Origin of the sequence: Marinomonas ostreistagni (assembly GCF_016461785.1) — a bacterium.
GTDB classification, from domain to species: domain Bacteria; phylum Pseudomonadota; class Gammaproteobacteria; order Pseudomonadales; family Marinomonadaceae; genus Marinomonas; species Marinomonas ostreistagni_A.
In genome coordinates this window covers 93,670-117,484 of sequence record NZ_JAEMUH010000006.1, presented here as the reverse complement: position 1 = coordinate 117,484, position 23,815 = coordinate 93,670, and the positions used below count along the sequence as shown (strand labels likewise).

Here is a 23,815-nt window from a genome sequence, read left to right as displayed (position 1 = left end):
CCTATGACGAGCCTATACATTGGTGTTGATGGTGGCGGAACCTATTGCCGTGCCCGCCTAGTCAATTCGGAAGGTCAGACGCTTGGCGAAGCCATCGCGGGGTCAGGTAATCCAAGAATTGGCATTGATGTCGCGTGGCAGAATATTCAATCTGCTTGTTTGGAAGCCTGTCGTCTAGCAAACATTGCGACCAGTGAATTCGCGAATATCCGCATTGGCCTAGGACTGGCGGGCGCCAATCAGCCCGTTGAGCAAGAGTTGATCTTGTCTCAGGACTCGCCTTTTGGTGCGACTTATCTGCTTACTGATGCCCACGCGGCCTGTTTGGGCGCGTTTGATGGAGAAGATGGTGGTTTGCTGATCCTCGGCACGGGCAGTTGTGGTGTGGTTCATCAGAACAAATCCTTCACTATCGTTGGCGGCTGGGGCTTTCCTTTGTCAGATCAAGGTAGCGGTGCTCGAATTGGTCTGTCTGCGTTGGAACATTCCCTAGCGGCTCTAGATGGCTTATCGCCTACATCAGACTTCACTAATGCCATCAACGAGGATTTTGAGTTTTCTCCTGTGCAGTATGTTCAGTTCCAAAATCATTCACCATTGCCGAAAGATTATGGCGCCTTTGCTATCAAGGTGTTCGAGTTTGCTAAACAGCAAGACCCTGTCGCTTTGAAGATCATCGCACAGCAAGTGGATTGGGTGAGTCAGTATTTAGATACTTTAATCGCAAAAGGTGCAAAACAAGTTGCCTTAGTCGGCGGTGTGTCAGAGGCCATTGAAGAGTATTTGCCAGAGCGTTTTTTAAGTTATCTATGCAAGCCCAAAGGCGACGCCATGACAGGTGCGATTCGCATGGCGCAGTCTCAGATTGGGAGGAGCTCAATATGAGTAAGATATTCGCCAAGCGTTTGTTTGATGGAGAGAATTGGCTTACAAATCAACAGGTTACGTTATTCGGTAAAGTGATCGAGTCCATCACTGCAATGGATCAAGCAGCGGATGGCGCACAATCAGTAGAAGTATTGGCCCCAGGGTTTATCGATGTACATGTGAATGGCGGCGGTGGTGCTTTGTTTAATCACACACCGACTCTCGCAGCCCTTCAACGCATGGTTGAAGTACACGCTCAATTTGGCACTGTGGCCATGATGCCGACCTTGATCTCTGATGATTATGAAATCATGTCTCAGGCGCACCAAACTGTTTGCCAAGCGTTGAATGAAGAAATGGGTGGGATTCTTGGCCTTCATTATGAAGGCCCGTACTTGAATCCGGTTCGCAAAGGAGTGCACAACGAATCCAAACTGCGCAAACCAACCGAAGGGAAACTCGCTGAGCTATTGGATGTCAGCCGCTTGAGCAAATTGATGGTGACCTTGGCACCGGAGCAAGTGCCAGAAGGCTTTATTGAATGGCTCACATCAGAAGGCGCGATTGTTTGTATTGGCCACTCTGGAGCGACCTATGAGCAAGCGCGCCAAGCGGTGGCTAGTGGAGCAAAAGGATTTACCCATTTGTTTAATGCTATGACGCCTCTGGTAAGCCGAGAGCCAGGTGTTGTAGGCGCAGCGTTACAAACGGACACGCCTACTTGGTGCGGATTGATTGCCGATGGCCATCACGTTCATCCTGCCACCATGCGTGTGGCGATCGCAGCGAAAGGCTGTGAGCACATGTTATTGGTGACGGATGCAATTCAAAGTGTTGGCTCAGACAAGCAAGAAATGGCGTTTCTTGGCAAGAAAGTCCTACGCAGTAACGGCCGTGTCACCACAGAAGATGGCACCTTGGCGGGCTCTGATTTGGACATGGCTACCGCAGTGAGGAACACCGTGACATTGATTGGACGTACAGAAGCGGAAGCTCTGCAGATGGCATCATTACGGCCAGCGGAATTTCTTGGGATTGATAAGGAGTTTGGACGAATCAGAGCAGGTTATCGCTCGAGTTTAGTCGCACTGACGGACGACTTCTTTGTTACGTCAACTTGGATCGATGGTCAAAAAATCTGGGGGTAACCTGATTTGTATACCAAGCCAATAATGAGGGGGCTCGTATAGAAAGTATTGACTTGGTAAAGGTATTTTCGATTGATTTAAGCGAGCATCTTAACTCCGAATAGAATCATGACACTGCCGCAACAACACTCGATTATCCGCTTAAATCGCGCCAGATGCTGCTTAAAATGTCCACCAGTAAACAAGCTAGCGATTAAAGCAAACCAAACCACATGTGCGGTTGCGATAAAGGCACCATAGCTTAGCTCGATTGCTATGCTGGTATCGGGTGACACCATTTGGCTGTATAACGCCACAATAAACAGCATGGTTTTAGGGTTTAGCGCATTACACAGAAAACCCGTGAAAAAAGGGCTTTGGCTCAGTTGCATCCATCTGGGCTTCGGCTTCACAGCTTGCTCAATAGTAGGGCTTGGAAAGAAACGGGCCTTAATATCAGGCCAAAAGGCTTGCAGCCCCAGCCAGATCAAATAGCTCGCGCCAATGATTTTTAGGGTATTCAGCAACCAAACTTGCTGACTGAGCAACAGTCCAAAACCGAGTAAGGTGTAGGTCAAATGCACGGTGACGCCCATGCCAATGCCTACCGCACACCAAACGCCTGCTGGTCGACCTTTGCTCACGGCGATTTTAGACACCATGGCGAAATCGGGACCAGGGCTAATAATCGCAAGGCTGCTAATCAACACAACACTGACCCACTCAATTGTGAAATAGTCCATTGAAACTCCTAAAAAGATTGCTTTACTGTGTGAATAAAACAATCATGAAGTATCTTGTGATGCTTTAAAATCGACAATAAATGGGAATATGTGTGAGTGATTTTCACAGAAAGAGAGTGGTGACATCGCTCAATGCGTGACCGGTATTCGAAGCCGACGCCCACTACGAGAGCTTTTCTAAAGCCGCGCAAAGTCTCAATATGACTCATGGGGCGGTGAGTCGTGCGGTTGCGGGTTTGGAAGAGCGCCTTGGCACGCCCCTATTTTATCGCCGTAATCGACGGGTGGTGCTTACCCATGCAGGGGAGTTGCTGTTCAAAGCCACACAAAAGAGCCTAGATACCCTAGACGATGCGGTGGAAAAGATTCATCGCCAATCTACTACGTCTCCTATCTTTGTTGTATCCTGCGAGCCAACCCTAGCCATGCGCTGGTTATTGCCAAAGTTAGGGGCGTTTTATCGCCTGCATCCTGAGATCAGTATGGATGTGCGCATGGCAGGTGGCCCGATTGACCTTTTAGCCGAAGGCTGTGATGTGGCGATCAGGCGTTCAGACTTTGGCGTACCGGATGACTATCGCATTACGCCTTTTGTGGAAGAACTGGCAGGCCCAGTGTGTACCGAAGCCTATGCTCAATCCATCGCACAAGATTGGAATAAAGGCGTTCGGTTTCATAGCCGAACACGCCCTGCGGCATGGCGTGACTGGATAGCGCGTCAAGGAAGGGAGGTACCGGAAGAGCACGATGCAGTACGAGATGATCGATATTTTGATCATTTCTTTTATACATTACAGGCCGCACAAAGTGGCTTAGGCATGGCCATTGGCTCTTATCCCGTGATCGAGACAGATTTAGAGCAAGGACTATTAGTGGCCCCTTGGGGAGTGGAGCCGACTTGCTATTGCTATCAAGTGTTAAGCCTCGATAAACCGACACCAGATTCAAGAGTGATTCAGCTGGAAAACTGGTTACTGTCGTTATTTAAAGCAAAAAAAGACGCTTCAACGAATTGAAGCGTCTTTTCGTAACGGATCAGTGACTAGTTAAACAAGCTATTAAACAGCTTCAAGCCTTCTTCTTTACCGCCTTTGTTGTACGCATCCAGCAGCGCAGAACCGATAATTGCCACGTCAGCTTTGCCTTTTAGCGCGTCTACATGGGCTTTTTCACGGATACCAAAGCCAACACCAATTGGCGCATTGGAATGCTCGTTGATTTCCGCTAAGTATTCATCTAATGACTGCTGTGGGCCGCCGTTATGATTTGAGTTACCCGTTACGCCAGAGCGCGCTACACAGTACAGGAAACCACGCGCTTCGCTCGCCAAGAACGCCAAACGATCTTTTGGCGTCACAGGTGTCACCAACCATACTGGATCAATGCCATTAGCATCGCAGTAAGCGCGCAAATCAGCGGCTTGCTCGTATGGTAAGTCCGGTAGGATCAAACCAAGAATATTTTCCTCGGCACAACGCTTGACCAACTTTTCCAAGCCGTAACGGTACATTGGGTTGAGGTAGCTCATCAGCGCGATACGCGCTTGAGGAAAATCACGGCCTAACTGCCCGATGTCTTTTAAACACTGTTCAACAGATAACTGCTGATCGTGTAGGGCACCGTGACAAGCCGCCACAATCGTCGGGCCATCGGCCACTGGATCAGAGAACGGGAACTGCACTTCGATAAAGTCCGCGCCCGCTTCTAATAGCGTTGCCATCCAATCCAAACTATCTTTTACTGTAGGGTAGCCGTAAACCACGTGCGTCATGGACAAAATAGGCTTCTGCTGACGCTTTTCAGCGATGTATTGTGCTAACTGACTCATGCTTACGCTTCCCCTTGATTGTCTGTGTTGTAGTCGGCTAAGTAATCTTCCAAGAACTCTGGGAAGGTCGCATCGTTCATGGCTTTCGCCACGTTAAAGATGTCTTTATCGCCACGGCCTGACAAGTTAATCACAATACGTGATTCTTTTGGCAAGTTGGCTGCATCTTTAAACGCACCCGCTAGAGCGTGAGACGACTCCAACGCTGGGATAATGCCTTCTTTTTTCAGCAACAATGCACACGCTGCAACCACTTCGTCGTCCATGGCGTAGGTCATCTGAATGCGACCTTCTTGCGCCAAGTGAGCAATGATGGGGGACACGCCCACGTAATCCAGACCCGCCGCGATCGAATGTGTTTCTTGTAGCTGACCGTTATCGTCTTGCAAGAACATAGTTGCAAAGCCTTGCGCGATGCCTTTTTGACCCAAACCGTTGGATAGGCGGATCGAGTGCTGGCCCAGCTCCAATCCTTTACCGCCGGCTTCAACGCCGACCATTTCTACGTTTTTCTCTTCTAGGAATGGCAAGAACAAACCACAAGCATTGGAACCGCCACCCACGCACGCGTACAAGCGATCAGGGTATTGGCCAAACTGCGCCATACTTTGCTCTTTCACTTCTTCACCAATCACCGACTGGAAGAACGCCACCATCTCTGGGAACGGCGCACAACCACAAGTCGTACCGATCAGGTAGTGGCTGTCTTCATGGCTCGAAGACCAGTCACGTAATGCTTCGTCCAAAGCGTCACGCAGAGTTTGCGCACCTTCAGCAACAGGCACAACCGTCGCGCCCAACTGTTTCATCCAGAACACGTTCGGATACTGACGCTTCACATCTTTGGCGCCCATGTAAATAGTACATTCAAGACCCAAACGGGCCGCGATCAACGCCGTCGCCACACCGTGCTGACCCGCACCGGTTTCCGCGATCACACGCTTTTTACCCATACGCTTCACCAACAGCGCTTGGCCGATCACGTTGTTCATCTTGTGCGCGCCAGACTGGTTCAAGTCTTCACGTTTTAGATAAATCTGCGCACCGCCGAAGTGGTCGGTTAGGTTCTTACAGAACGTCAACGGTGTAGGGCGGCCAGAATAGTTCTGCCAAGTGTCCTTCAACTCCGCAATAAACGCTGGATCGTTCTTCGCCTCTTCAAAAGCGTGAAGAATTTGCTGCTGGCTAGAGTAGAGAATCTCAGGGATGTAACTCCCACCAAACTCACCGTAGTAACCATTATTGCTTTGCATGAAAGACTCCTATCGGATGAAAAATGCCTCTTTGGCATCAAAATTAATAACTAAACGATAAGGTAAAATTAATGGAGAAAAAGCCGAGGGTCAATAGGTTTACGCGAATTTCTTTACTATATCGTTCATTTAATAATTTGGGAGCGTCCTACAGCCCTTGTACGAGCGGACTCCGTTCCTCGATCAAGCCAACAACCTCCACGGCAAGTCGAAGCCCCAACGCGTTCGAGCGGACTCTGTTCCGCGACCAAACCTGCAGTTCCTGAGATAAATCGAAGAATCAAAGTTGTAGGACCTCGGTTCCCGAGGGATCAACCTGCAAACTCGAAAACCTTGCTAAACCACTAACCAAACTATCTTTTGTGTGAGCGGGTTGTACCCGCGACAAAACCAACAACCTCCACGACAAATCGAAGCTTCAAAGTCGTACGACCCGGCTCTGTCGGGGATAAATATCGCTAAGCTCCTGATGACCAGCTCAAGAATTTTTCATCTGACCCCAATAGCTCATCACTGTAACTTGTTTGTGCCCCATTCCAAGTTTGTGCAACAAAACCGAGAAGAATTTAAGCTGAGAATTATCTGACTTTTCCTAATGGTTGTAATATCTATTGAAGCGTAATAATAATGGATCCAATTCAACGAGAGCACCATTTCAGGTACTGGTATACCCATATAAAATTGAAATATCAGAACACGCCTTCCTGATTGCTTGCTGAACAGGCAATGGTGAATTGAATGGTGAATGATAGGCAATTTCTGGCGGTGGAGAGGATCAAGAGTCGTTGTTCGAAGCCGCAAAAATAAAGTTGTATGAATATGAGTTGTTAACAGGTAATCGACGTCACGTAATATTATAAGAGATTGTTTTTTATCTGTAGAAAATAAAAAAGTGCAGTAATGCTCTCACCAAGATCCCTAATAATATTCCTGGTATTGCATATTTAAATAGTCGTACAAAACGATAGCTTAAACCTAAGAATATCCCTACACCCGGTAAGTCGAATGTATTAACCAGAAATCCGGCGGAGGTATTTATCTGCGTAGCGGACATATTGCCTTGTTGAATCAAATCGGTCGCAACACCTAAATAAGCAGTCCCTCCACCTAGGTATTTTGCCAGAGTGGGCATAACAAACATGGAAGATATATTGACGGCGTTCAACAGAGGCAATAATGTTTGCTCTAGAGCTGTAACGGCTCCAGCGGCTTTGAGAATGCCGACAATAGTAATTGACAAAGTTAGCATTGGGATAGCACCTACAGCTAATCGAATTGCGTCAAGGCCGGCATCATTAATCACCTTTATTAAACCACTATGGGACGAACTGTCATTTGATTCTTGGTCTGAAGAATGGCTGTCTTTATCTGATAAATTTCGCCCTGAGAAATACCAAGTCAATGAAGATGCACATAATCCACCGATGATAGAAATGGCAATTGCCGCCGTCCAATTGAGGCCTAAAGGGATCATTGGATAGAGAATATTGCCTTGCGCCATTGCTAATAGCATCGCCAAGGTTGCGGCTAAGTGTCTGTCTGATACACCTCGACTTTGCATAATAGACAATGTAGCAAGTGGAGCCGCGAAACTGATAAAGTTCATCTGAAGTAAGGCGAAGGTGCTCATTCCCGTTAAGCCAAACGGCTTAAAAATTGGAGTCAACTTCTTAACAATGATATCCATTATCCCCTTTGTTTCCAGTACTTTCATGATACACAGCATGACTATCATGACAGGGAGAAGCGTATAGAGCGCGATATCAACAGAGAACCGACCTGAAGACAGAATAATTTCAATGAATGACATGCTGATTCCTGAAAGATATTTTTAGCGTTAGAAGTAGGGGGTTATTAAAGTTGTGTTTATTTGATGGCGAAAATGGCATCTACCTGGAGAATCATGTTGAAAGGCAGTGAATTCGCACCCATAACAGAGCGAGTGTGACAGCCCTTTTCGCCTAAAACTTCGACCAGTAAGTCAGAGCAACCGTTCACAACTTTGGCATGATCAACGAAGCTATCGCTGGCATTGACCATACCAAATAATTTAACGACCGAATCAATACGTGATAAATCACCTAATACATCTTTAGCAACGGCCAGTATTTGCAACCCCACATTGCGCCCAGCTAAATAACCTTCCTGAACGGTAAGATCGTTACCCAAAGTTCCTGCTATAAATTGCCCATCTTCGCTTCTTGGTCCTTGCCCAGATAAATAAAGCATATTTCCAACTAAACGTGCAGGTTGATATTGACCTGCCGGTTTAGGAGCTGAGGGTAAAATAATATTAAGTGATTCAAGTGCTTTCTCTGGTGATATTGGCATACCAATCTTCTCAATCATTAGTGAATGTTATTTGATCAGCTAAGCAATCGTGCGCTGCCTGACACTTTGATCCCAGAGCCAATTTGAGGTGAGATCTCAGCGGTTAAGCGTGAAGGCATACCCATATCTTCCCCTTGATAAATCACGATAGATCCCTGATGAGGCCAAGTGATATCTCTGAGATATCCAGAAAGTGCTGCTGCCGCCGCTCCAGTTGCAGGGTCTTCAAATACTCCTCCAACAGGAAACGGATTTCGCGAGTGGAATACTTGATTCTGTTCAGCGTAAATCAGGTTGAATGTCACAAGCTTTTCTCGAAGAGATAAATGACGACCATCTTCTTGGTTATACTGCATCGCTTGCAATGTTTGTCTGTCTTTTAAGGCAAGGATCAAGTGATCTCCACCGCCATGAGCTATAGCTGGTGGAATTCGTAGATCAAGATTTGCCTCACTGAGGCCAAATAAAGCGAGGGCTTCAGAGAGTAATTCCTTACCAATTGGGCGGCTATGAGTAGGTGGAGAGATAAATGAAGCCCCCCAGTCCTGCTCCGAGAAGTAGCCTTCGACACTTATTTGCGCGTGATTGAGTGTTAATTGAAAGGTTCCAGGCCCAAAATCTCGCGCAAGAGCGGAGCCGAGCGCAATGGTTGCATGACCGCAAAAGTCTACTTCAACTTCTGGTGAAAAATACCGAACTCGCCAACCTGCATCGTTAGGAGCTGCAAATACAGTTTCCGAATAACCAATCTCTGCTGCCAATGTTTGCATGGTTTTGGTGTCAGGCATCAATTCACATAGAACAACGCCGGCGGGATTTCCCCCTTCTGAACCGTTTGAGAATGCAGCAATACGCTGAATATTCATAATATTTTTCTCCGAAATTAGGGAATTACAAAGATATGTCAATATATCAACGGGTAAGTGGTTCAAAGGAAGCCACTAAGTCTATTTCAACCAAAGCATCTTCAAGAGCCAGTTGTGAGATAACGGTAGAACGAGTTGGCAAATGGTCGCCAAATGCGCGGGCAAATGCGGCATCAAATTTCTGAAAATTATTTCGCTCCGTAATCCATACACCGGCTTTTACGACGTTTTCTGGCCCCAAATTATATTCAGCTAGGACCTTAAACTGATGAGCAAGAATTAAAGCTGTCTGCTCTTCAATATCCCCTTGGATTTTGCCGTTGCTATCAAACGCAAGTTGACCAGATAAGAAAAGTAGCGAGCCTGTTTTTATTGCTGGGGAAAGGTGTGGCATATCGAAATCTCCTGTATTTTTTCTGCTGGAGATGATTGTGTCACATGCACCGTGGGAGGCAATATCTTAAATTTGCACAATACTCATGCATTATTTGCATGAATCATGCTTTAAAGTAGCACTAACTATTTCCATGGTACTGGCTGAAATAGCTGTGAAATCCATTCACCAAATGCGTCCGTTCGAGCTGATACATAGTGACGCGACGCTCGAACCAAATAGATGCCGCCATCACTATCAAAATGCCATTGCGGCATCAGTTGTACTAAGGTTCCTGTATGTATCTCTTGAGCAACAAGCCACTCACCAGCACCAAGTATTCCAATGCCAGCCCGTGCCGCTTCTAGCATGGCGATACTATCGTTAGTGACTAAGGTTCCGTTGGTACGAACCATAGCTAGTTGCTGTCCATCGGAAAGGCGCCATATTGGGTAGGAGTGAAGACTTGGGTTACCGATACAATTGTGCTCAAGTAGTTGGTCTGGCTCTGTAGGCGTTCCATGCTGTTGCAAATAATTAGGTGACGCAACGAGTATTCGTTTATGACTGGTCAGCTTACGAGCAACGAGACGACTGTCGGTTAGATGCCCAATTCGAATGGCAGCATCAAAGCCACCTTCAATAAGATCGACATAATTATCGCTATAGCTAATATCTAGCTCTAGATTGGGATACTTCACCATGAACTCCGGAATTTTGGGTGCTAACCACAAACGTCCCATAGTGGCTGGAAAAGCCAGTTTTAGTCTTCCACTTAGATTATTCGCATTTTCAGTCGCTTCTTCCTGCGCTTCCTCTATAAGGTCAGTCGCTACCCTATATTTATCAGCGAGATGTTTGCCTGTATCTGTTAGTTGAACTTGGCGTGTCGTGCGTTCGACCAAACGAACACCAAGGCGGGTCTCCAATGAAGCGATACGTTTAGAAATAATGGTAGGATGCCGTCCAATTGCTTTTCCGGCTGCGGCAAAAGTGTCGTTAGAAGCAACGGCTAGCAGTGCCGCAATTTCATCAATATGTTGGCTGTTAATTTTCATCATAAATAGGGGGCCTACGGTCAAGTAAACGCAATACGTGATTATTCTTGGTCTAAGCTCAAACAATCAAGAAATTTCTCTATCAGTACGCCTTTTTCGTCAGCTAGGAAAATCGCTCCCACAACACTTTTTATTTTAAGATCATCAACTGGAATAAACACTACACCATGACTCTGATAACTCGATATTGACTCGCCTACTAGCGTGCAACCTAAGCCCGCAGAGACTAAGGCTATTTCGGTAATAATTTCTACGGTCTCATAAGCTACTTGGGGTAATTCATTGATTACTAAATTAGCAAGAGCATTGGCAAACTTTTGTCCAAAAAAACGTTCTGACACATCTAAGGTAAAATCGATTGGCTGATTCACAACTATTGGGGTCAGATGAAAATTAAGATCATCTGCCTCAAAGCCAATCACCAAACAATCAGACTCAGATAAAAAATTCCCATCAGAACAAACCATGCTGCATGTACTAGACGCTAAATATCTATCTGACTACCGTATCTGGGTGTCCTTCGACGACGGCTCTGACGGTGTGGTGAATTTATCAAATCTTCTAAAAGGTCCTATCTTTGAGCCCCTTCAAGAACTTGATCAGTTTAAGGCGTTTACTGTCGATCCTGAGTTGGAAACGGTAGTTTGGCCGAACGGTGCGGATTTAGCGCCAGAGTTTTTAAAAGCCCATTTAGAGCCTAACCATTAGGCTCTAATCTTTGAGTTGAGAAGAAATCGTGCTCAACACTCCCCACCTTCGCTAGTCTTACTTGCTCCTTTGCACAGACCTCTTGAATCCTGACCATCTTTCGTTTGCATTCATCAAACTAACTTACTGATCCATTACCACTACGAGTCTTTATAGTGAAATACTATTGAGGTGATATGTAAATTGTAGTTTAAATAGTTATAAGCTTATTCTATATTTGAATATATCAAAGCAACGCAAAATCAATCTACCAAAGAGGTATTCAATATGGCACTACGTATCAATGACACTGTACCTAACCTAGAGCTAGAAACTGATTTAGGTACTTTTAAACTACATGACTGGATTGGTGATAGCTGGGCGATTCTCTTTAGTCACCCTAAAGACTTTACACCGGTTTGCACAACAGAATTCGGCGCTGTAGCGACGTTAGCAGCAGAGTGGGAAAAACGCGGTACGAAAGTGATGGGGTTATCTGTTGATGGTGTTGAAGAACACAAGCAGTGGAAGGCAGACATTGAGACCTTCTCTGGTGCTACGCCTACTTTCCCAATCATAGCGGACGAATCGTTGGCGGTTTCTAAAGCATTAGACATGTTACCAGCTGACGCTTATTTGCCGGATGGACGTACCGCAGCGGATTCAGCGAGTGTCCGTGTAGTCTTTATTATTAGCCCAGATAAAAAGCTTCAGCTTTCCATGTCTTATCCAATGTCAGTTGGTCGCAACTTTGCTGAAGTGCTACGAGCTTTGGACGCGTTGCAAGCGAGCTACGGAGAACCTATCGCTATGCCAGCAAATTGGCAGGTGGGTGATGAGGTGATTGTGGCATTATCTTTAAATGATGAACAGGCTAAAGCCAAATACGGCGAGGTTGACATCAAGTTACCTTATCTACGTACTACTAAGCTCGATAAATAGCTTAGTTTCGATACTGAAAAACCGACTTCATATCAGAAGCCGGTTTTTTTTAAACAATCAGTGTCAGCCAAAAAACTCAAAGTCATACCAGCCCTTATCGTTTCCCAACCAGTAGAGTAGAGCAGGAATCACACAACATTTGGTCGGAACGAGGCAACCCTAGCGCTTTTGTGCGCTCTACAATGCAGTCTCATTAACTCTATAAATGGAACTGTGATGTCTGATTTCATTACCGTAATGCGTGAAACTTGCCCTACACCTGTTGTTGATGCAACAAAATGGAAGCGTATCGAAGGTGAGCCACATACTGTAAACCTAAATGCTTACCTATCCGAAGATGGCAGCAAGATCATGGGCACTTGGATTTGCACTCCTGGTAAATTTGAAGTTGCTTACGACAAATGGGAGTTCTGTCACTTTCTAGAAGGTTACTGCATCATCACGCCAGAAGGTGAAGAGCCTAAGCACCTTAAAGGCGGTGATGTATTCGTGATCGAGCCAGGTATGAAAGGTACATGGGAAGTGGTTGAAACCGTTCGCAAATACTTCGTATTCGCGTAAGTTTCTTAAGGGGCAGTTAAAATTACTTCTATTTTAGCGGCCCCTAAAACTTAAATCGAGTCGGGCTTAGCTGCGACTTTCCAGTAAGGCTTTATAAGCTTTGCCACTGCGTTTGATGGTACGCTTTTGGGTTTCGTAGTCGACGTAACAAAGCCCGAAACGTTTGCTGTATCCTTCGGCCCATTCGAAGTTGTCCATTAAACTCCAAGCAAAGTAACCACGAATATCCACACCGGCTTCGATCGCGTCGTTCACGGCGTTAATATGGCCGTTTAGGTAGCGAACGCGCTGCTCATCATTTACTTCTCCATCAATCATCACATCTGCGCAGGCGGCACCATTTTCAGTGATAAACATAGGTGGTAGTGAATATTGTTCATTTAGGTTGATCAGCAGTTCGCTGAAGGCGTGGGGTGCGATTTCCCAGCCGATGTCGGTGTATTCAACCTGTTGTTTGCTCTTAACGTCTTTGAATAAAGTGTTTTCATCGAATTCATTATGATTGCAGGTGTAGAAGTTCATACCTAGAAAGTCGATAGGGCGAGAGATGATGTCCATGTCTCCGGGCAGTACTGTCGGTAGATGGTCTGGTAGTACTTTTTTCAGCAGTTTCGGATATTGTGCTTTAAGCAATGGCTCGATAAAGAATTGATTATCTAGGGTCTCACGAACCAAGGCTGCGAACTGGTCTTCGCTTTTGGCTGAAGCTGGGTAGGTACGATTCATATTGAGTACGATGCCAACTTGGCTATTGGGGCTGTTACGACGAATCACAGGCAATGCCAAACCGTGGGCTAATAGAATGTGATGCGCTGCTTGTCGGCCATATTTAGGAGAGGTTAGCCCTGGAGCATGGATGCCATATTCGTAACCCAAAATAGCGGCACAGAAAGGTTCGTTGAAGGTCGCCCAAGAGTCCACCCACTCACCGAGCTCTTTGGTCGCCAGTTCAGCGTACTCGACAAAACGGTAGGCCGTTTCTCGGTTGACCCAGCCGCCACGATCTTCAAGGTATTGGGGTAAATCCCAGTGATAAAGTGTCACAAAGGTTTTTAAACCTTCTGCTTTTAGAGATTTTAGGAGGTTACGATAAAACTCGATGCCTTTTTCATTGGCTTGTCCTTTCTCATCCATTAGCCTTGGCCATGCAATCGAAAGCCGATAGGCATCGACTCCCATGCTTTTGATGAGTTGTACGTCCTCTTGCCAAAGGTTGTAATGGTTACAGGCTTTAGAGCCATCATCACCATTCAATACTTTGCCGGGTGTTGCGCAAAATGTGTCCCAGATACAAGGTAAGCGGCCATCAGCGCTGGTGGCACCTTCGATCTGAAAGGAGGCCGTTGCGACACCGAAAGTAAACTCTTTCGTCAGCATTTTAGAATTTGTCGGTAAGCTTATAGTCATAAGTTCCCCTCGTGCCTAGCTTGTAATGGGATGTTGTCATCAAAGGTAATGGAGATACGTAAATTTGGTCAACACGAAGGGCGGTACATCGAGAATTTAAGATGATTTTAAGTAGAGGGTAGGGGGTTGCAGGTGAATGTTAAGCGTCATGTATTCCTCTCATGACTTAATGTCATCAAGCAATGCCAATTTCAAATAGGCTGTTTTGACCTGCGCCTAAAGTATCAAAGCGATTTTTTATGTATTATCGTCTGGATAATTCTTGCAAGGAAGTACAGGGATGAGGAAAGGATTGGCCACGCTGATAATGAAAGGTGCAAGGGTGATTGAATCTCTATTAGTGAAATATTTAGGCGTGTCTAAATCAGATGAACAATATCGCCACCTCAGTTTGGTACTGATCTCCATCTTTGCCTGTACGGGTGCTGCTGCTTTTTTTGCCTTTTATAACTTAGTCATTGATTACTACCCACCTCTTTTATATGTGGACGCTGTTGGTACGTTAATGGGGCTTATCTCATTATCCGCTTTGCTGTTCTTTCGGCGCGTTCTTCTGGCGTCCTTCATATTGTTGTTAATGGTCTCCGGTGTCTGTTTGATGGTGATTTTAGATCGTCACAACCTGGATTATTCGTTGGCTTGGGCATTTGTTACCCCTGTCTTGAGTGTCTTCCTTTTAGGGTTTCTATATGGTGCGTTGTACAGCGTTGCGTATTTAGTTTTTATTGCTTGGTTTGCTGAGAGCAACCTAGGTGTATGGCAGCCTGCCCCATGGGACATTGATTCTTTTTCAAATACAGTTGTGATCTATTTGCTGCTGTTTATCTTGTCGTGCTACTACGAATTCAGTCGTCGGGCATCCCATAAACTGCTACAAGAATCCAATGAAAAACTGAAAATACAAGCGTTGACGGATCCTCTGACAGGTCTTTATAACCGTCGTTATATGGAGGATTTACTCCTCAATTCTGACCAAGATTTGTTTATTGCTATGGCGGACGTTGATAATTTCAAACAAGTGAACGATGAATTTGGTCATAGTGCTGGTGATGAGGTATTAGTGGGCATCGCTGATATTATGCGCAGTATATGTGGCGAGAATGGCGTTGCTGGCCGTTGGGGGGGCGAAGAGTTTATTCTCGTCATGTACGGTGAGAGTGAGGATGGTTTTACTGCTAAACTTGAACGTTTGTTAGAAAGCATCTCACATCATTCATTTGGCATCGGGCGCTCAGTTACGATTAGCTTGGGTGGAGTGCGGCATAACTCTAAAGCGCATCGTACAGCGTTACGCTCGGTGGACGAAGCCTTGTATTCTGCCAAAATGTCCGGCAAAAACTGCTACAGACTGGTATCTGCTTAGAAATGTTAGGGCAGATCAAATTGGTCCATTCTGCCCTAGTTGACTACCGAATTACTCAATCCTCATCCGTGCTTTGCATCCGTGCCAATCTCTCTTGCTCTTCTTTAAATGCTTCTTGGATCTCTGACAATACGGCATCCACATCAGCGGATTCAGTCGGTTCATCAAAGTGGCCAGTTAACTCTGTTTCAGGGGTAAGCTTGCCTGACTCATAGATCTCCCAAATTTCTTTGGCGTACTGTGTAGTAAGTAGCTCGGGGGCGAATTGGCCGTAAAAATCGCGCATATTGTTGATATCGCGCTCTAGCATCCATTCTGCATGGTTATTCGCCACGGCGTCGACAGCTTGAGGGAGGTCGATGATCACGGGGCCATCTTGGTCGACTAGCACGTTAAATTCGGATAAGTCTCCATGGACGAGGCCAGTGCAGAGCATGCGCACCACATCGCGGATGATTTGCGTGTGATGTGCTAGGGCTTCTTCCTGTGTGAGTTTCACATCGTTTAAACGCGGTGCCACATCGCCGTCCGCATCGGTGATCAGTTCCATTAACAGTACGCCATCAATGCAACCATAGGGCTTAGGCACACGCACATTGGCTTGGGCCAGTTTGTAGAGCGCATCCACTTCGGCGTTGTGCCATAGAGACTCTTGTTCTTCACGACCGTATTTTGAACCTTTGGCCATGGCGCGGGCTTGGCGACTGTTACGCACTTTACGGCCTTCACGGTATTGTACCGCTTGTTTAAAGCTGCGTTTGCCTGCGTCTTTATACACCTTGGCACAGCGAATCTCTGACCCACAGCGGACCATAAACACGGTCGCTTCTTTACCGCTCATCAGTTGGCTGATGACTTCATCGATTAAGCCGTCTTCAATAAGGGGTTGTAGTCTCTTGGGCGTTTTCATAACAATCCTTTGCTTTGAGAAATTCGTAACAGGGAAGTGGAAACGTGAATAGCAGGCACTAGATTAACAAGCTCCTTGAAATGGTAATGAATAAGCTAAACGCAGAGTATCGGATGCTTAGGTTGGATATACAAGAGGGGAGCATTGGCGGCGGATAAAAAAGCATTCATCCGCCGCCAAAAGTTACGTAAAGGTTAACGCTAGTGAGGTTAGCCAGCTAAGAAGTAAGCAACAGGTGTGGCTAGGATCATGGTCAGTACGGTTCGGATGTACCAAACAATCAGTATTTGTTTAACCGAGATCGGGATTTGAGTCGATAAAATACATGGGATAGAAGCAGAGAAGAACAGGATCGACGAGATAGAGACCACACCCACCACGTATTTCACTACAAACACACTTTTCGCTGCGATCAAGGCTGGTAAGAACATTTCAGCCAAGCCCGTTGCTGAGGCTTTCGCCACGAGAGCAGGGTCAGGTAATTGAAGTAACCAAGCAAATGGGTAAAACAGTAGCCCCAACCAGTCGAACACTGGAGTGTATTTCGCAAGTAACAACCCGATCAGGCCAATAGACATAATCGACGGTAAGATGCTCATGGCCATGATCAAGCCGTCTTTCGCATTTTTAAGGATCAGTTTGGATAACGGCTCCGCTTGTTGAGCCACTGCTAGGCCTTCTGTCATAGCTTGTTTCCAACGAGAATGTGGGAAGTCCGTAGTTTCGGGTTGCGCTTTGGTGTCATCCATTGAGCGAATGGGTGGCAAACGCACGCTAATAGCGGTTACAACGAACGTGATAACTAAAGTGCTCCAAAAGAAGGTATTCCACACTTCCATTAAGCCTAGGGTTTTAGCAACAACGATCATAAATGTGGCAGAGACTGTCGAGAAGCCCGTAGCGATAATAGCCGCTTCTTTGGCTGAGTATTGGCCTTCTTTGTAAACCTTATTAGTGATCAATAGACCAACTGAGTAGCTACCGACAAAAGAAGCGACCGCATCAATGGCCGACTTACCAGGCGTTTTAAACAGCGGCTTCATCACCGGTTGGAGTAAGACGCCGACCCATTCAAGTAGTCCAAAGCCAAGTAGAAAGGCTAAGAAGATAGCGCCAATCGGCACGATCAGACCTACAGGAACGACGAGTTTTTCAAACAGGAATGGCAGCATGTCTTTTTCGAACAAGAATGCAGGTCCAACGCTGAAAAATGCCAGTATTGCGGCAAATATCCCTAAGACTTTTAGGGCCGATAGCACCACATTGGTGGTGCCTTGCTTCCATGAGCCATTTACAAAAGGGTAAATGCCACCAGCAATGACTACCGCTAAGGCGTAAATTCGTATGGTCGACGTATGATCAGATCGCAGCCAAGAGATGATGTGATCAAGAGGAATAGTGTTTTTTTCGTTGATCGTGATGGGCACAAAGAAGAACACAATGCCGATCAGACTGAAAAGAATCAGTTTGAAAACAGATGAGCCCATTGAGGCTGTTTGAACCTGGTTAGTATCCATTAGGTAGCTCCCTTTTGATGAGATGGATAAACATGGGATAGCAATTCTTATGCCAGCATGTATATACAATCTCAATGTGTTTATTTTTATTTTATGGCGCTTTAGAGTGCGCCAAATGTCAAATTAGCACATAAATTGTGCAAATTGTATTTATTTGTATATACAAATGAGGCAGCTCTTTCTCTTCTTATATTTCGCTATTGAATACGATCCTAGCTCGACAAGTTTATATAATTCGCGTAAATAAACAGCCCTACCTAGAGACAAGAAAAGAGCAGCGCGATGCAACGGCCAACAAAAGAACAGATTAATCAATTGCCCACTTATAAGGGATTAGCGCTGGCCGATATCTTGGTCGTCGAGAGCGAAGAAGACGCGGCTCAAGCATTGGCAGTATTGCGACAACAAGCCAGTGTTGGTTATGACACGGAAAGCAAACCGATTTTCCGGAAAGGTGAAGTGAGTCCTGGGCCAACATTGATACAACTGGCCACGGCGACGCAGGGTTTTTTATTCCCAACACGTTTTCCTGAAGCACTTGACGCAGCAGCGGAAATCTTAGCAAATCCTCAGATTCAAAAAGTAGGCTTTGGTCTAAAGGACGATAACCGCGAGTTACGTGGCAAGCTTGGCATTAGCATCGTTAATACAGAAGACCTCGCTAAAACCTTGAAACGCTTAGCCTGTGATAAGAATGACATTGGCGCCAGAGCTGGAGTAGCGATGGTGTTGCATGCGCGTCTGGGTAAGGGCGCACAAAAATCTAATTGGGGTGCTTATCCTTTAACTGAAAGCCAAATATTGTACGCGGCCAACGATGCCCATTCTGCGATTTGTATTCAGCATACGATCAAAGAGCTTTGAATCGTCTATGTTCTGCGTTAATAAATATATTAAATAAACATTGACTCAGTTAACTATTGTCTATATCTTGAACGCAGCTAGAAACACAGCGTCTTTTTACTTCCTCTTTGCGTAGCGTTATTCGTAGTTCTCCGTCCTGCAGTATTTAAAACTTTGTCTCTCTTTCCATGCTATATCGCCTATTCAAGGCACTCTTTTTTATATCTACAGGATACATATTATGTCTACGACAACTACTGGCACCGTAAAATGGTTTAACGAAACGAAAGGTTTTGGCTTTATCGAGCAAAAGTCTGGTCCAGACGTGTTTGCTCACTTCAGTGCTATTCAAACCTCTGGCTTCAAAACATTGGCTGAAGGCCAAGCGGTTGAGTTCATTGTGACTAAAGGTCCAAAAGGTCCTCAAGCTGAGAACATTGTAGCGATCTAATCAGTATTGATTAATCGTTTTAGAAGAGGCTGCCATTGTGCAGCCTTTTTTATTTGGAAGTATGTTTAGTTAAATATGCTATTACTGGTTCCGAAAATCTCGCTCAGTTTCAAACGCCATTTGCTGTATGAGGCTTGAGAAGAAGGCCAGTTGAGTGTTTTCCGTGGCTTTTTCTCGAAGTGTGTTGGTATCTAGCTCTTCGCTGACTCGTGCTAAGGTTTCATCACGAATACCGGAATGCATATCTGTCAGAGTCTCGGCAAATTGGTCGAGAGAGGCCGTTTCAGCGGCTGTGCTGTCACCACGCAGGCTTTCAAAGGCGACCAATGTGCTAACGAGGTTATTGACGTCTTGTTTGTACACATCAAAGCTTTTGGCGCTGTAAAGATTTTCGCTTTCATGGCCTTTTTCAGAGTGACCGTTCACCATGTTCGCTCGTTCTGGAAATGCGTTTAATAAAACTCGGGATTCCCGTATAGCTGTATTTAAGTCTTTAAACACGGCGGCACCTTCTAGCGCTACCACGGTTTGTCCCTCTTCGATATCAGGTCGTTCAATAAGTGTTACGTCATGATAGCGAGCGCCATTCACCAGTGAGAGCACATTTTGATTACTGCGAAGAGTGCTTACCACTTCGATCGCTTCATCTAGGTTCTTTTTGTTAAAGCTTTCATCTACTTTGCTTTGTAACATATCATCAAGGCCAGTGGTGGTGATCTCGATGTAAGCACGCTTTTCTGGGTTCGATAAATGACTTAACTCACTGCCCATGGTTTCTTTTTGCTCTTGCGAAAAGTCGTATCGCTCCAGTGTTGTGATCATGCCGGAAACAGCATCTAGCGCAAAGTCTCGTCCTTGGCTTTCTTCATTATCTTTTAATAACGCTTCATTACCGAGCCAAGAGTAACCAAACTGTTTGTCCACATCCGAAGTGATTAAGGAAATCTTGACCGAATCTGCCATCTCTCCCAGAGCGCTGAGTAGTGAGGCTGGAACATTACTTCCTTCTGTACCAATGAGTGTTGATAAGCGCTCACCAAGTTCAGTATCTAAACCATAAATATTGAGCAGTCCTTTTTGGGCTTCATCGCTCATATTATCAAGCTGTTGAGTGAGTGCAGCAGGATCTTCGGTCGTGACAACAGCGGAAATATAATTATGTAAATTGTTGGCCGAGGTATCGCTTCGATAAGGATCAAACTTAAAGTTTGTCAGCGTTTGGCCAAAGACATTTTGCTCAAAGCTCACCGCAGCATCGAGATCCACCTGGTTCGCATAGTCCGCAGAGCGATTGAGAATGGCTGCGCGGTCAGTCGTATTGCTGTCTTTTAATACGTTAACAAACTCGGCCACTTTATCCTTGTAAGAGCGATCGGCTTCGTTATGACTTGTGTAGTTTAAAGAGGCAGGCAACATCATCGCTTTAATCGTTACGGCAAAATCTGCCAGCTCCTCATCACTCATGGAAGTTGCCATATCTAGGAACTCTGGGTCGGTTAATACTCCGGCCCGTAGAAAATCACGCATGCTGTCTTGATAAAAAAAGTGGTCTGAATTGGCTTCATGAACAGGCCCATCTAAGCGTTCTGCTAACGCTTTGGCGAGCTCTTTAAGCTCGGGTTGATCTTCATACAAATTGTATGGATCGCCTTTGGGGCGAGTTAAAGAAAAAGTTGAATCAGCGAGAATGTCTGAGTCACTTTGCTTCACGATGGACGTACTTAACTCAGTCAGAGCGGCCTGCAGTTCACTGGAAGAGGATTGAGTAACTGTCGTGTCGATTGAACGAGAACTGGATAACGAGAGTGTTGTTGAGTTCAAACCAGTGATGGAAATATGCGCCATACCTTAAATCCTTTTATAAGCCACTTTTCTGAGCCAATGGAATGTTAGCGGCGGATATGGTTAAAACTTGAGCAGAAGTGTTTTGGTTTGTTACCTCAAGTTGTGTGTTTAAAAATAAAGAGGGCTTATAATCGGTTTTCGTAAGGAATCAGGCTTTCAACGGAAACGATAATGGCTAATCAGACAGCAAACATAAAAGACCTCTCTCAACGTAAAACACTTCAGTCAGATGCGTTTTCAGTGTATGCCCCTGTCTACCAGCAAGATCTACTGAATGTTCCGATTCTTAAACCTGTTCTGATTATTATCTGCAGTGGCGAAAAGCAACTTGAGTCTAAGGGGAGAGTTGAAACCTGTTATCACGATCAATTTGTGTTTATTGCTGGCTCCAACTCGATTGGTATGAGAAATATCCCCAAAGATTATTCATATCATGCGGTGTTAATTGAGTTTGAGGACGATGAGCTGCCACTAAAAGATAACGGGGAGACTAGTGATCCCGTAGATTTTTTCATTGGCGACATGAATGCTCTGTTGAGAGAATCCATTGCCCAGTTTCTTGAAATCAGTGCGGTTTATCCCGAAGAGTTACTCAAGTTAAGACGCAAAGAGATTATTAGCCTTCTTATTTCGATTGGCTATGAAGGTGTTTTTGCAATCAGAAGGGCGCATAAACTGACGGATAAGATCACCGAGATCATGAAGCAATCGGATGCAAACAGCATCAATATTCCCTATATAAGTCGTCTGGTTGGCTTATCTGAATCAACCCTCCATCGAAAACTAAAAGAAGAAAACACGTCTATTAAGGAAATAAAAGATCGATTCCGTATGGGGACGGCATTGCATTTGATACAAACCACGGACTTGCCAATAGGAGTCATTGCGGATCGTTGTGGTTATCAGACCCATTCTAAGTTTTCCATGCGTTTTAAAAAACACTTTGGCATCACACCAGCTGAGCTGAAAAAAACCCGACAAGCGATCGTTTTGCCCCAGAGTGAATAGACACGCAGTTTATTGCATCATGCGTGTCTATTAAGCTTCAACTTTATAAAGCTATTTTGCTTCGTAAATAGCTTCAATGGATGCTGTATCAATTGTGTGCCCGTTCACCATGTAACCAACAATTGCTGAGGTCGGGTTCTCAGGCAGATCGAGCACTTTCGATAAAGCATGAACTGTAAATTGGTAACGATGTGGACCATGACCTTTTGGCGGGCAGGCACCACCGAAACCAATTTCACCGTAATCGTTTGAATACTGCGTAGCGCCAAGAACATGTTGATTCTCTGAGGTGCCAATTCCTTTAGGCAAGGTGTTCACATCACTTGGAATATTGACGATTTGCCAATGCCACCAACCACTGCCTGTTGGAGCGTCAGGGTCATAGGCCAATACTGCAAAGGCTTTCGTTCCCTCTGGCGCATTATTCCAAGAAAGTTGTGGTGATAGGTTGCCACCTGTACAACCAAACCCTTGGTATACGTGATCAGAGGACAGCGTTTTTCCCTGAGCAATGTCGGTACTGGTTAGAGTGAAGTCACCCGCCATGGCAGAGACGGATGTTGCCATAAGAACGGAAGGCACGATTGAGCGAAGTTTCATAAGTTATTCCCTTAATAAGTCGTTTAGAGAGATATTATTTTATGAGTTTCACTGACTCTCAGCTGTCACCAATCATTTCAATTTTTAGCCTTTTTCTGTCATAGGTGATGATTTTTCAGCAGACCTACGCCCAATTTTGATAGAGTAAGACTGATTTAGGGCTTAATTAATATTCGTATAGGTTTACTTTATTCATCACTTAGTTGTCTTAAATATGTGAAGGTTAATGCCTTTGAACAATAAATGTGGCCTTTAAGCTTGAAATGTCTTGCGCCAAGCACTGGGGGATACAAAAAACTTCTGTTTGAATTGTTCACGAAAAGAGCTCGTCGATAGAAAGCCCGTCTCAGCAGATATACGTTCAACTGACCAATCCGTTTTCTCCAGTAACGTTTGAGCATGATGGAGCCTTTCATTCATCAGCCATTTACCTAAAGACATCCCCGTCGCTTTTTGAAACTTACGCGTAAAAGTTCTACGTGTCATGGCAACTTGATTGGCTAGCTCATCTAATGTGTAAGCTCTCGAAAGATCTTGTCGTAAGAAATCCATGAGCTGATTGATTCGTAAGTCGTTAGATGGTGCCATCGGACGTTCGATAAATTGCGCTTGTCCGCCCTCACGATGGGGTTGTAGCACCATACGCCTTGCCACGGTATTGGCGATGTCTGCCCCGTAGAACTTACGAAAAATATGTAAGCAGCAGTCCATACCCGCGGCCACGCCGGCCGAAGTAATTAAACGATCGTTATCCACGTATAAGGCGTTACAATCCATCTCTACCTTAGGAAAACGCTGCATAAAGTCTTGCTCCAATCCCCAATGGGTTGAGGCTCGCTTACCATCTAGCAACCCCGCATAAGCCAAAACATAGGCTCCCAGACACAAACCAACGAGGGTAGAGCCTTGCCCATAGGCATGTCGTAAGGCGTCGAGCAAGGCATCATTAGGACGTTCTTCAAAGCTGCGCCAATAGGGCACAATAATGATATCGAATTGGCTCAGCTGATCGAGGGACCCAGTGCTATGCATCTGCATACCTTCCTGGGAAAGCAATGGCCCCTCATCAGCAGGAATTATGGTGATGCGGAACAGGCTTTTTTTTAGCATTTCCGAGCCAAACACCAAGCAAGGAACCGAGATATGAAACGGACTAAATTGCTGACATACAAGCACCGCGACTGACGGTAAATCCTCCGATGGTGCAATAGTGTCTTCCATATTCGATTCCTTTA

Annotated in this window: 25 protein-coding genes and 1 pseudogene; 11 read left to right on the top strand and 15 right to left on the bottom strand. The window is 45.4% G+C overall.

What is annotated here, in order from left to right:
- Nucleotides 1-3 precede the first annotated feature (3 nt).
- Nucleotides 4-885: a BadF/BadG/BcrA/BcrD ATPase family protein gene (locus tag JHD44_RS07640; RefSeq protein ID WP_199462165.1), complete on the top strand. Its 882-nt coding sequence runs from the start codon at nucleotides 4-6 to the stop codon at nucleotides 883-885.
- Complete coding sequence (nagA, locus tag JHD44_RS07635) at nucleotides 882-2,015, top strand: N-acetylglucosamine-6-phosphate deacetylase (protein WP_199462164.1); 1,134 nt, start codon at nucleotides 882-884, stop codon at nucleotides 2,013-2,015. Before JHD44_RS07640 ends, nagA begins: the two co-directional genes overlap by 4 nt.
- 77 nt (nucleotides 2,016-2,092) lie before the next feature.
- Here the strand turns inward: nagA and JHD44_RS07630 are convergent, their stop codons facing one another.
- Nucleotides 2,093-2,737, bottom strand: a complete 645-nt coding sequence (locus JHD44_RS07630) for a LysE family translocator (RefSeq protein WP_199462163.1) — start codon at nucleotides 2,735-2,737, stop codon at nucleotides 2,093-2,095.
- Nucleotides 2,738-2,892: 155 nt separating this feature from the next.
- Between JHD44_RS07630 and JHD44_RS18910 the strand changes: the two are divergent.
- A pseudogene (locus JHD44_RS18910) lies at nucleotides 2,893-3,033 on the top strand (LysR family transcriptional regulator); the annotation flags it as partial.
- Entirely contained in the window at nucleotides 3,022-3,753 is a 732-nt protein-coding gene (locus JHD44_RS07625; RefSeq protein WP_325097061.1) for a LysR substrate-binding domain-containing protein, read from the top strand. The pseudogene JHD44_RS18910 and the gene JHD44_RS07625, both read left to right, overlap by 12 nt.
- Nucleotides 3,754-3,779: 26 nt before the next feature.
- On the opposite strand, the gene trpA is transcribed toward JHD44_RS07625, so the two are convergent.
- The 8 genes from trpA to JHD44_RS07585 all read right to left on the bottom strand — a co-directional run bounded on the left by trpA (nucleotide 3,780) and on the right by JHD44_RS07585 (nucleotide 10,913).
- Nucleotides 3,780-4,565, bottom strand: a complete 786-nt coding sequence (gene trpA, locus JHD44_RS07620; RefSeq protein WP_199462162.1) for a tryptophan synthase subunit alpha — start codon at nucleotides 4,563-4,565, stop codon at nucleotides 3,780-3,782.
- 2 nt (nucleotides 4,566-4,567) lie between these two features.
- Nucleotides 4,568-5,818, bottom strand: a complete 1,251-nt coding sequence (trpB, locus tag JHD44_RS07615) for a tryptophan synthase subunit beta (protein WP_199462161.1) — start codon at nucleotides 5,816-5,818, stop codon at nucleotides 4,568-4,570.
- An 871-nt stretch (nucleotides 5,819-6,689) separates the two neighbouring features.
- On the bottom strand, nucleotides 6,690-7,628 hold the full coding sequence (locus JHD44_RS07610; protein WP_199462160.1) for a nucleoside recognition domain-containing protein: 939 nt from the start codon (nucleotides 7,626-7,628) through the stop codon (nucleotides 6,690-6,692).
- 56 nt (nucleotides 7,629-7,684) lie between these two features.
- Nucleotides 7,685-8,149, bottom strand: coding sequence for a RidA family protein (locus tag JHD44_RS07605; protein ID WP_065302311.1), 465 nt, complete (start codon nucleotides 8,147-8,149; stop codon nucleotides 7,685-7,687).
- A 35-nt stretch (nucleotides 8,150-8,184) separates the two neighbouring features.
- Nucleotides 8,185-9,015 carry a PhzF family phenazine biosynthesis protein gene (locus JHD44_RS07600; protein WP_199462159.1) on the bottom strand — a complete coding sequence of 277 codons (831 nt, stop codon included), beginning with the start codon at nucleotides 9,013-9,015 and terminating at the stop codon, nucleotides 8,185-8,187.
- 46 nt (nucleotides 9,016-9,061) lie between these two features.
- Entirely contained in the window at nucleotides 9,062-9,409 is a 348-nt protein-coding gene (locus JHD44_RS07595) for a RidA family protein (RefSeq protein ID WP_047460566.1), read from the bottom strand.
- A 125-nt stretch (nucleotides 9,410-9,534) separates the two neighbouring features.
- Nucleotides 9,535-10,449: a LysR family transcriptional regulator gene (locus JHD44_RS07590; protein ID WP_199462158.1), complete on the bottom strand. Its 915-nt coding sequence runs from the start codon at nucleotides 10,447-10,449 to the stop codon at nucleotides 9,535-9,537.
- A gap of 38 nt (nucleotides 10,450-10,487) precedes the next feature.
- Nucleotides 10,488-10,913, bottom strand: a complete 426-nt coding sequence (locus tag JHD44_RS07585) for a hypothetical protein (protein ID WP_199462157.1) — start codon at nucleotides 10,911-10,913, stop codon at nucleotides 10,488-10,490.
- On the opposite strand from JHD44_RS07585, the gene JHD44_RS07580 reads away from it, so the two are divergent.
- The 3 genes from JHD44_RS07580 to JHD44_RS07570 all read left to right on the top strand — a co-directional run bounded on the left by JHD44_RS07580 (nucleotide 10,912) and on the right by JHD44_RS07570 (nucleotide 12,636).
- Nucleotides 10,912-11,154: a DUF2442 domain-containing protein gene (locus tag JHD44_RS07580; RefSeq protein WP_199462156.1), complete on the top strand. Its 243-nt coding sequence runs from the start codon at nucleotides 10,912-10,914 to the stop codon at nucleotides 11,152-11,154. The genes JHD44_RS07585 and JHD44_RS07580 overlap by 2 nt on opposite strands.
- A gap of 267 nt (nucleotides 11,155-11,421) precedes the next feature.
- Entirely contained in the window at nucleotides 11,422-12,075 is a 654-nt protein-coding gene (locus tag JHD44_RS07575) for a peroxiredoxin (protein WP_199462155.1), read from the top strand.
- Between the two features lie 216 nt (nucleotides 12,076-12,291).
- Nucleotides 12,292-12,636 carry a cupin domain-containing protein gene (locus JHD44_RS07570; protein ID WP_055461276.1) on the top strand — a complete coding sequence of 115 codons (345 nt, stop codon included), beginning with the start codon at nucleotides 12,292-12,294 and terminating at the stop codon, nucleotides 12,634-12,636.
- A gap of 66 nt (nucleotides 12,637-12,702) precedes the next feature.
- Here the strand turns inward: JHD44_RS07570 and JHD44_RS07565 are convergent, their stop codons facing one another.
- On the bottom strand, nucleotides 12,703-14,043 hold the full coding sequence (locus tag JHD44_RS07565) for a GH1 family beta-glucosidase (protein WP_199462154.1): 1,341 nt from the start codon (nucleotides 14,041-14,043) through the stop codon (nucleotides 12,703-12,705).
- Nucleotides 14,044-14,323: 280 nt separating this feature from the next.
- On the opposite strand from JHD44_RS07565, the gene JHD44_RS07560 reads away from it, so the two are divergent.
- Nucleotides 14,324-15,406: a GGDEF domain-containing protein gene (locus JHD44_RS07560; RefSeq protein WP_199462153.1), complete on the top strand. Its 1,083-nt coding sequence runs from the start codon at nucleotides 14,324-14,326 to the stop codon at nucleotides 15,404-15,406.
- A gap of 55 nt (nucleotides 15,407-15,461) precedes the next feature.
- On the opposite strand, the gene JHD44_RS07555 is transcribed toward JHD44_RS07560, so the two are convergent.
- Nucleotides 15,462-16,316: a PA4780 family RIO1-like protein kinase gene (locus tag JHD44_RS07555; protein ID WP_199462152.1), complete on the bottom strand. Its 855-nt coding sequence runs from the start codon at nucleotides 16,314-16,316 to the stop codon at nucleotides 15,462-15,464.
- 209 nt (nucleotides 16,317-16,525) lie between these two features.
- Nucleotides 16,526-17,833, bottom strand: a complete 1,308-nt coding sequence (locus JHD44_RS07550; RefSeq protein ID WP_199462151.1) for a YjiH family protein — start codon at nucleotides 17,831-17,833, stop codon at nucleotides 16,526-16,528.
- 282 nt (nucleotides 17,834-18,115) lie between these two features.
- Between JHD44_RS07550 and JHD44_RS07545 the strand changes: the two genes are divergently transcribed.
- Nucleotides 18,116-18,697, top strand: a complete 582-nt coding sequence (locus tag JHD44_RS07545; protein WP_199462150.1) for a 3'-5' exonuclease — start codon at nucleotides 18,116-18,118, stop codon at nucleotides 18,695-18,697.
- 220 nt (nucleotides 18,698-18,917) lie between these two features.
- Nucleotides 18,918-19,127, top strand: coding sequence for a cold-shock protein (locus tag JHD44_RS07540; protein WP_199462149.1), 210 nt, complete (start codon nucleotides 18,918-18,920; stop codon nucleotides 19,125-19,127).
- Between the two features lie 81 nt (nucleotides 19,128-19,208).
- On the opposite strand, the gene JHD44_RS07535 is transcribed toward JHD44_RS07540, so the two are convergent.
- The gene (locus tag JHD44_RS07535; protein ID WP_199462148.1) at nucleotides 19,209-20,972 is read right to left on the bottom strand and encodes a hypothetical protein; all 1,764 of its coding nucleotides are present in this window, start codon (nucleotides 20,970-20,972) and stop codon (nucleotides 19,209-19,211) included.
- Between the two features lie 171 nt (nucleotides 20,973-21,143).
- Between JHD44_RS07535 and JHD44_RS07530 the strand changes: the two genes are divergently transcribed.
- Nucleotides 21,144-21,980 (top strand): helix-turn-helix domain-containing protein, encoded by an 837-nt coding sequence (locus JHD44_RS07530; protein ID WP_199462147.1) that lies wholly within the window; start codon nucleotides 21,144-21,146, stop codon nucleotides 21,978-21,980.
- Between the two features lie 51 nt (nucleotides 21,981-22,031).
- Here JHD44_RS07530 and JHD44_RS07525 read toward each other — a convergent pair whose 3' ends face one another.
- Nucleotides 22,032-22,580, bottom strand: a complete 549-nt coding sequence (locus tag JHD44_RS07525; protein WP_199462146.1) for a YbhB/YbcL family Raf kinase inhibitor-like protein — start codon at nucleotides 22,578-22,580, stop codon at nucleotides 22,032-22,034.
- Nucleotides 22,581-22,832: 252 nt separating this feature from the next.
- Nucleotides 22,833-23,801: a GlxA family transcriptional regulator gene (locus JHD44_RS07520; RefSeq protein WP_199462145.1), complete on the bottom strand. Its 969-nt coding sequence runs from the start codon at nucleotides 23,799-23,801 to the stop codon at nucleotides 22,833-22,835.
- Nucleotides 23,802-23,815: the final 14 nt, after the last annotated feature.

Excerpts from the sequence above, each read along its gene's own strand:
- JHD44_RS07595 (WP_047460566.1), bottom strand. The coding sequence starts at position 9,409 with ATGCCACACCTTTCCCCAGCAATAAAAACAGGCTCGCTACTTTTCTTA.
- JHD44_RS07585 (WP_199462157.1), bottom strand. The coding sequence starts at position 10,913 with ATGGTTTGTTCTGATGGGAATTTTTTATCTGAGTCTGATTGTTTGGTG.
- JHD44_RS07535 (WP_199462148.1), bottom strand. The coding sequence starts at position 20,972 with ATGGCGCATATTTCCATCACTGGTTTGAACTCAACAACACTCTCGTTA.
- JHD44_RS07560 (WP_199462153.1), top strand. The coding sequence starts at position 14,324 with ATGAGGAAAGGATTGGCCACGCTGATAATGAAAGGTGCAAGGGTGATT.
- nagA (WP_199462164.1), top strand. The coding sequence starts at position 882 with ATGAGTAAGATATTCGCCAAGCGTTTGTTTGATGGAGAGAATTGGCTT.
- JHD44_RS07610 (WP_199462160.1), bottom strand. The coding sequence starts at position 7,628 with ATGTCATTCATTGAAATTATTCTGTCTTCAGGTCGGTTCTCTGTTGAT.
- JHD44_RS07600 (WP_199462159.1), bottom strand. The coding sequence starts at position 9,015 with ATGAATATTCAGCGTATTGCTGCATTCTCAAACGGTTCAGAAGGGGGA.
- JHD44_RS07640 (WP_199462165.1), top strand. The coding sequence starts at position 4 with ATGACGAGCCTATACATTGGTGTTGATGGTGGCGGAACCTATTGCCGT.
- JHD44_RS07530 (WP_199462147.1), top strand. The coding sequence starts at position 21,144 with ATGGCTAATCAGACAGCAAACATAAAAGACCTCTCTCAACGTAAAACA.
- JHD44_RS07550 (WP_199462151.1), bottom strand. The coding sequence starts at position 17,833 with ATGGATACTAACCAGGTTCAAACAGCCTCAATGGGCTCATCTGTTTTC.
- JHD44_RS07630 (WP_199462163.1), bottom strand. The coding sequence starts at position 2,737 with ATGGACTATTTCACAATTGAGTGGGTCAGTGTTGTGTTGATTAGCAGC.
- JHD44_RS07520 (WP_199462145.1), bottom strand. The coding sequence starts at position 23,801 with ATGGAAGACACTATTGCACCATCGGAGGATTTACCGTCAGTCGCGGTG.
- JHD44_RS07525 (WP_199462146.1), bottom strand. The coding sequence starts at position 22,580 with ATGAAACTTCGCTCAATCGTGCCTTCCGTTCTTATGGCAACATCCGTC.
- trpA (WP_199462162.1), bottom strand. The coding sequence starts at position 4,565 with ATGAGTCAGTTAGCACAATACATCGCTGAAAAGCGTCAGCAGAAGCCT.
- JHD44_RS07580 (WP_199462156.1), top strand. The coding sequence starts at position 10,912 with ATGCTGCATGTACTAGACGCTAAATATCTATCTGACTACCGTATCTGG.
- JHD44_RS07570 (WP_055461276.1), top strand. The coding sequence starts at position 12,292 with ATGTCTGATTTCATTACCGTAATGCGTGAAACTTGCCCTACACCTGTT.
- JHD44_RS07605 (WP_065302311.1), bottom strand. The coding sequence starts at position 8,149 with ATGCCAATATCACCAGAGAAAGCACTTGAATCACTTAATATTATTTTA.
- JHD44_RS07540 (WP_199462149.1), top strand. The coding sequence starts at position 18,918 with ATGTCTACGACAACTACTGGCACCGTAAAATGGTTTAACGAAACGAAA.
- JHD44_RS07575 (WP_199462155.1), top strand. The coding sequence starts at position 11,422 with ATGGCACTACGTATCAATGACACTGTACCTAACCTAGAGCTAGAAACT.
- JHD44_RS07590 (WP_199462158.1), bottom strand. The coding sequence starts at position 10,449 with ATGATGAAAATTAACAGCCAACATATTGATGAAATTGCGGCACTGCTA.
- JHD44_RS07545 (WP_199462150.1), top strand. The coding sequence starts at position 18,116 with ATGCAACGGCCAACAAAAGAACAGATTAATCAATTGCCCACTTATAAG.
- JHD44_RS07555 (WP_199462152.1), bottom strand. The coding sequence starts at position 16,316 with ATGAAAACGCCCAAGAGACTACAACCCCTTATTGAAGACGGCTTAATC.
- trpB (WP_199462161.1), bottom strand. The coding sequence starts at position 5,818 with ATGCAAAGCAATAATGGTTACTACGGTGAGTTTGGTGGGAGTTACATC.
- JHD44_RS07565 (WP_199462154.1), bottom strand. The coding sequence starts at position 14,043 with ATGACTATAAGCTTACCGACAAATTCTAAAATGCTGACGAAAGAGTTT.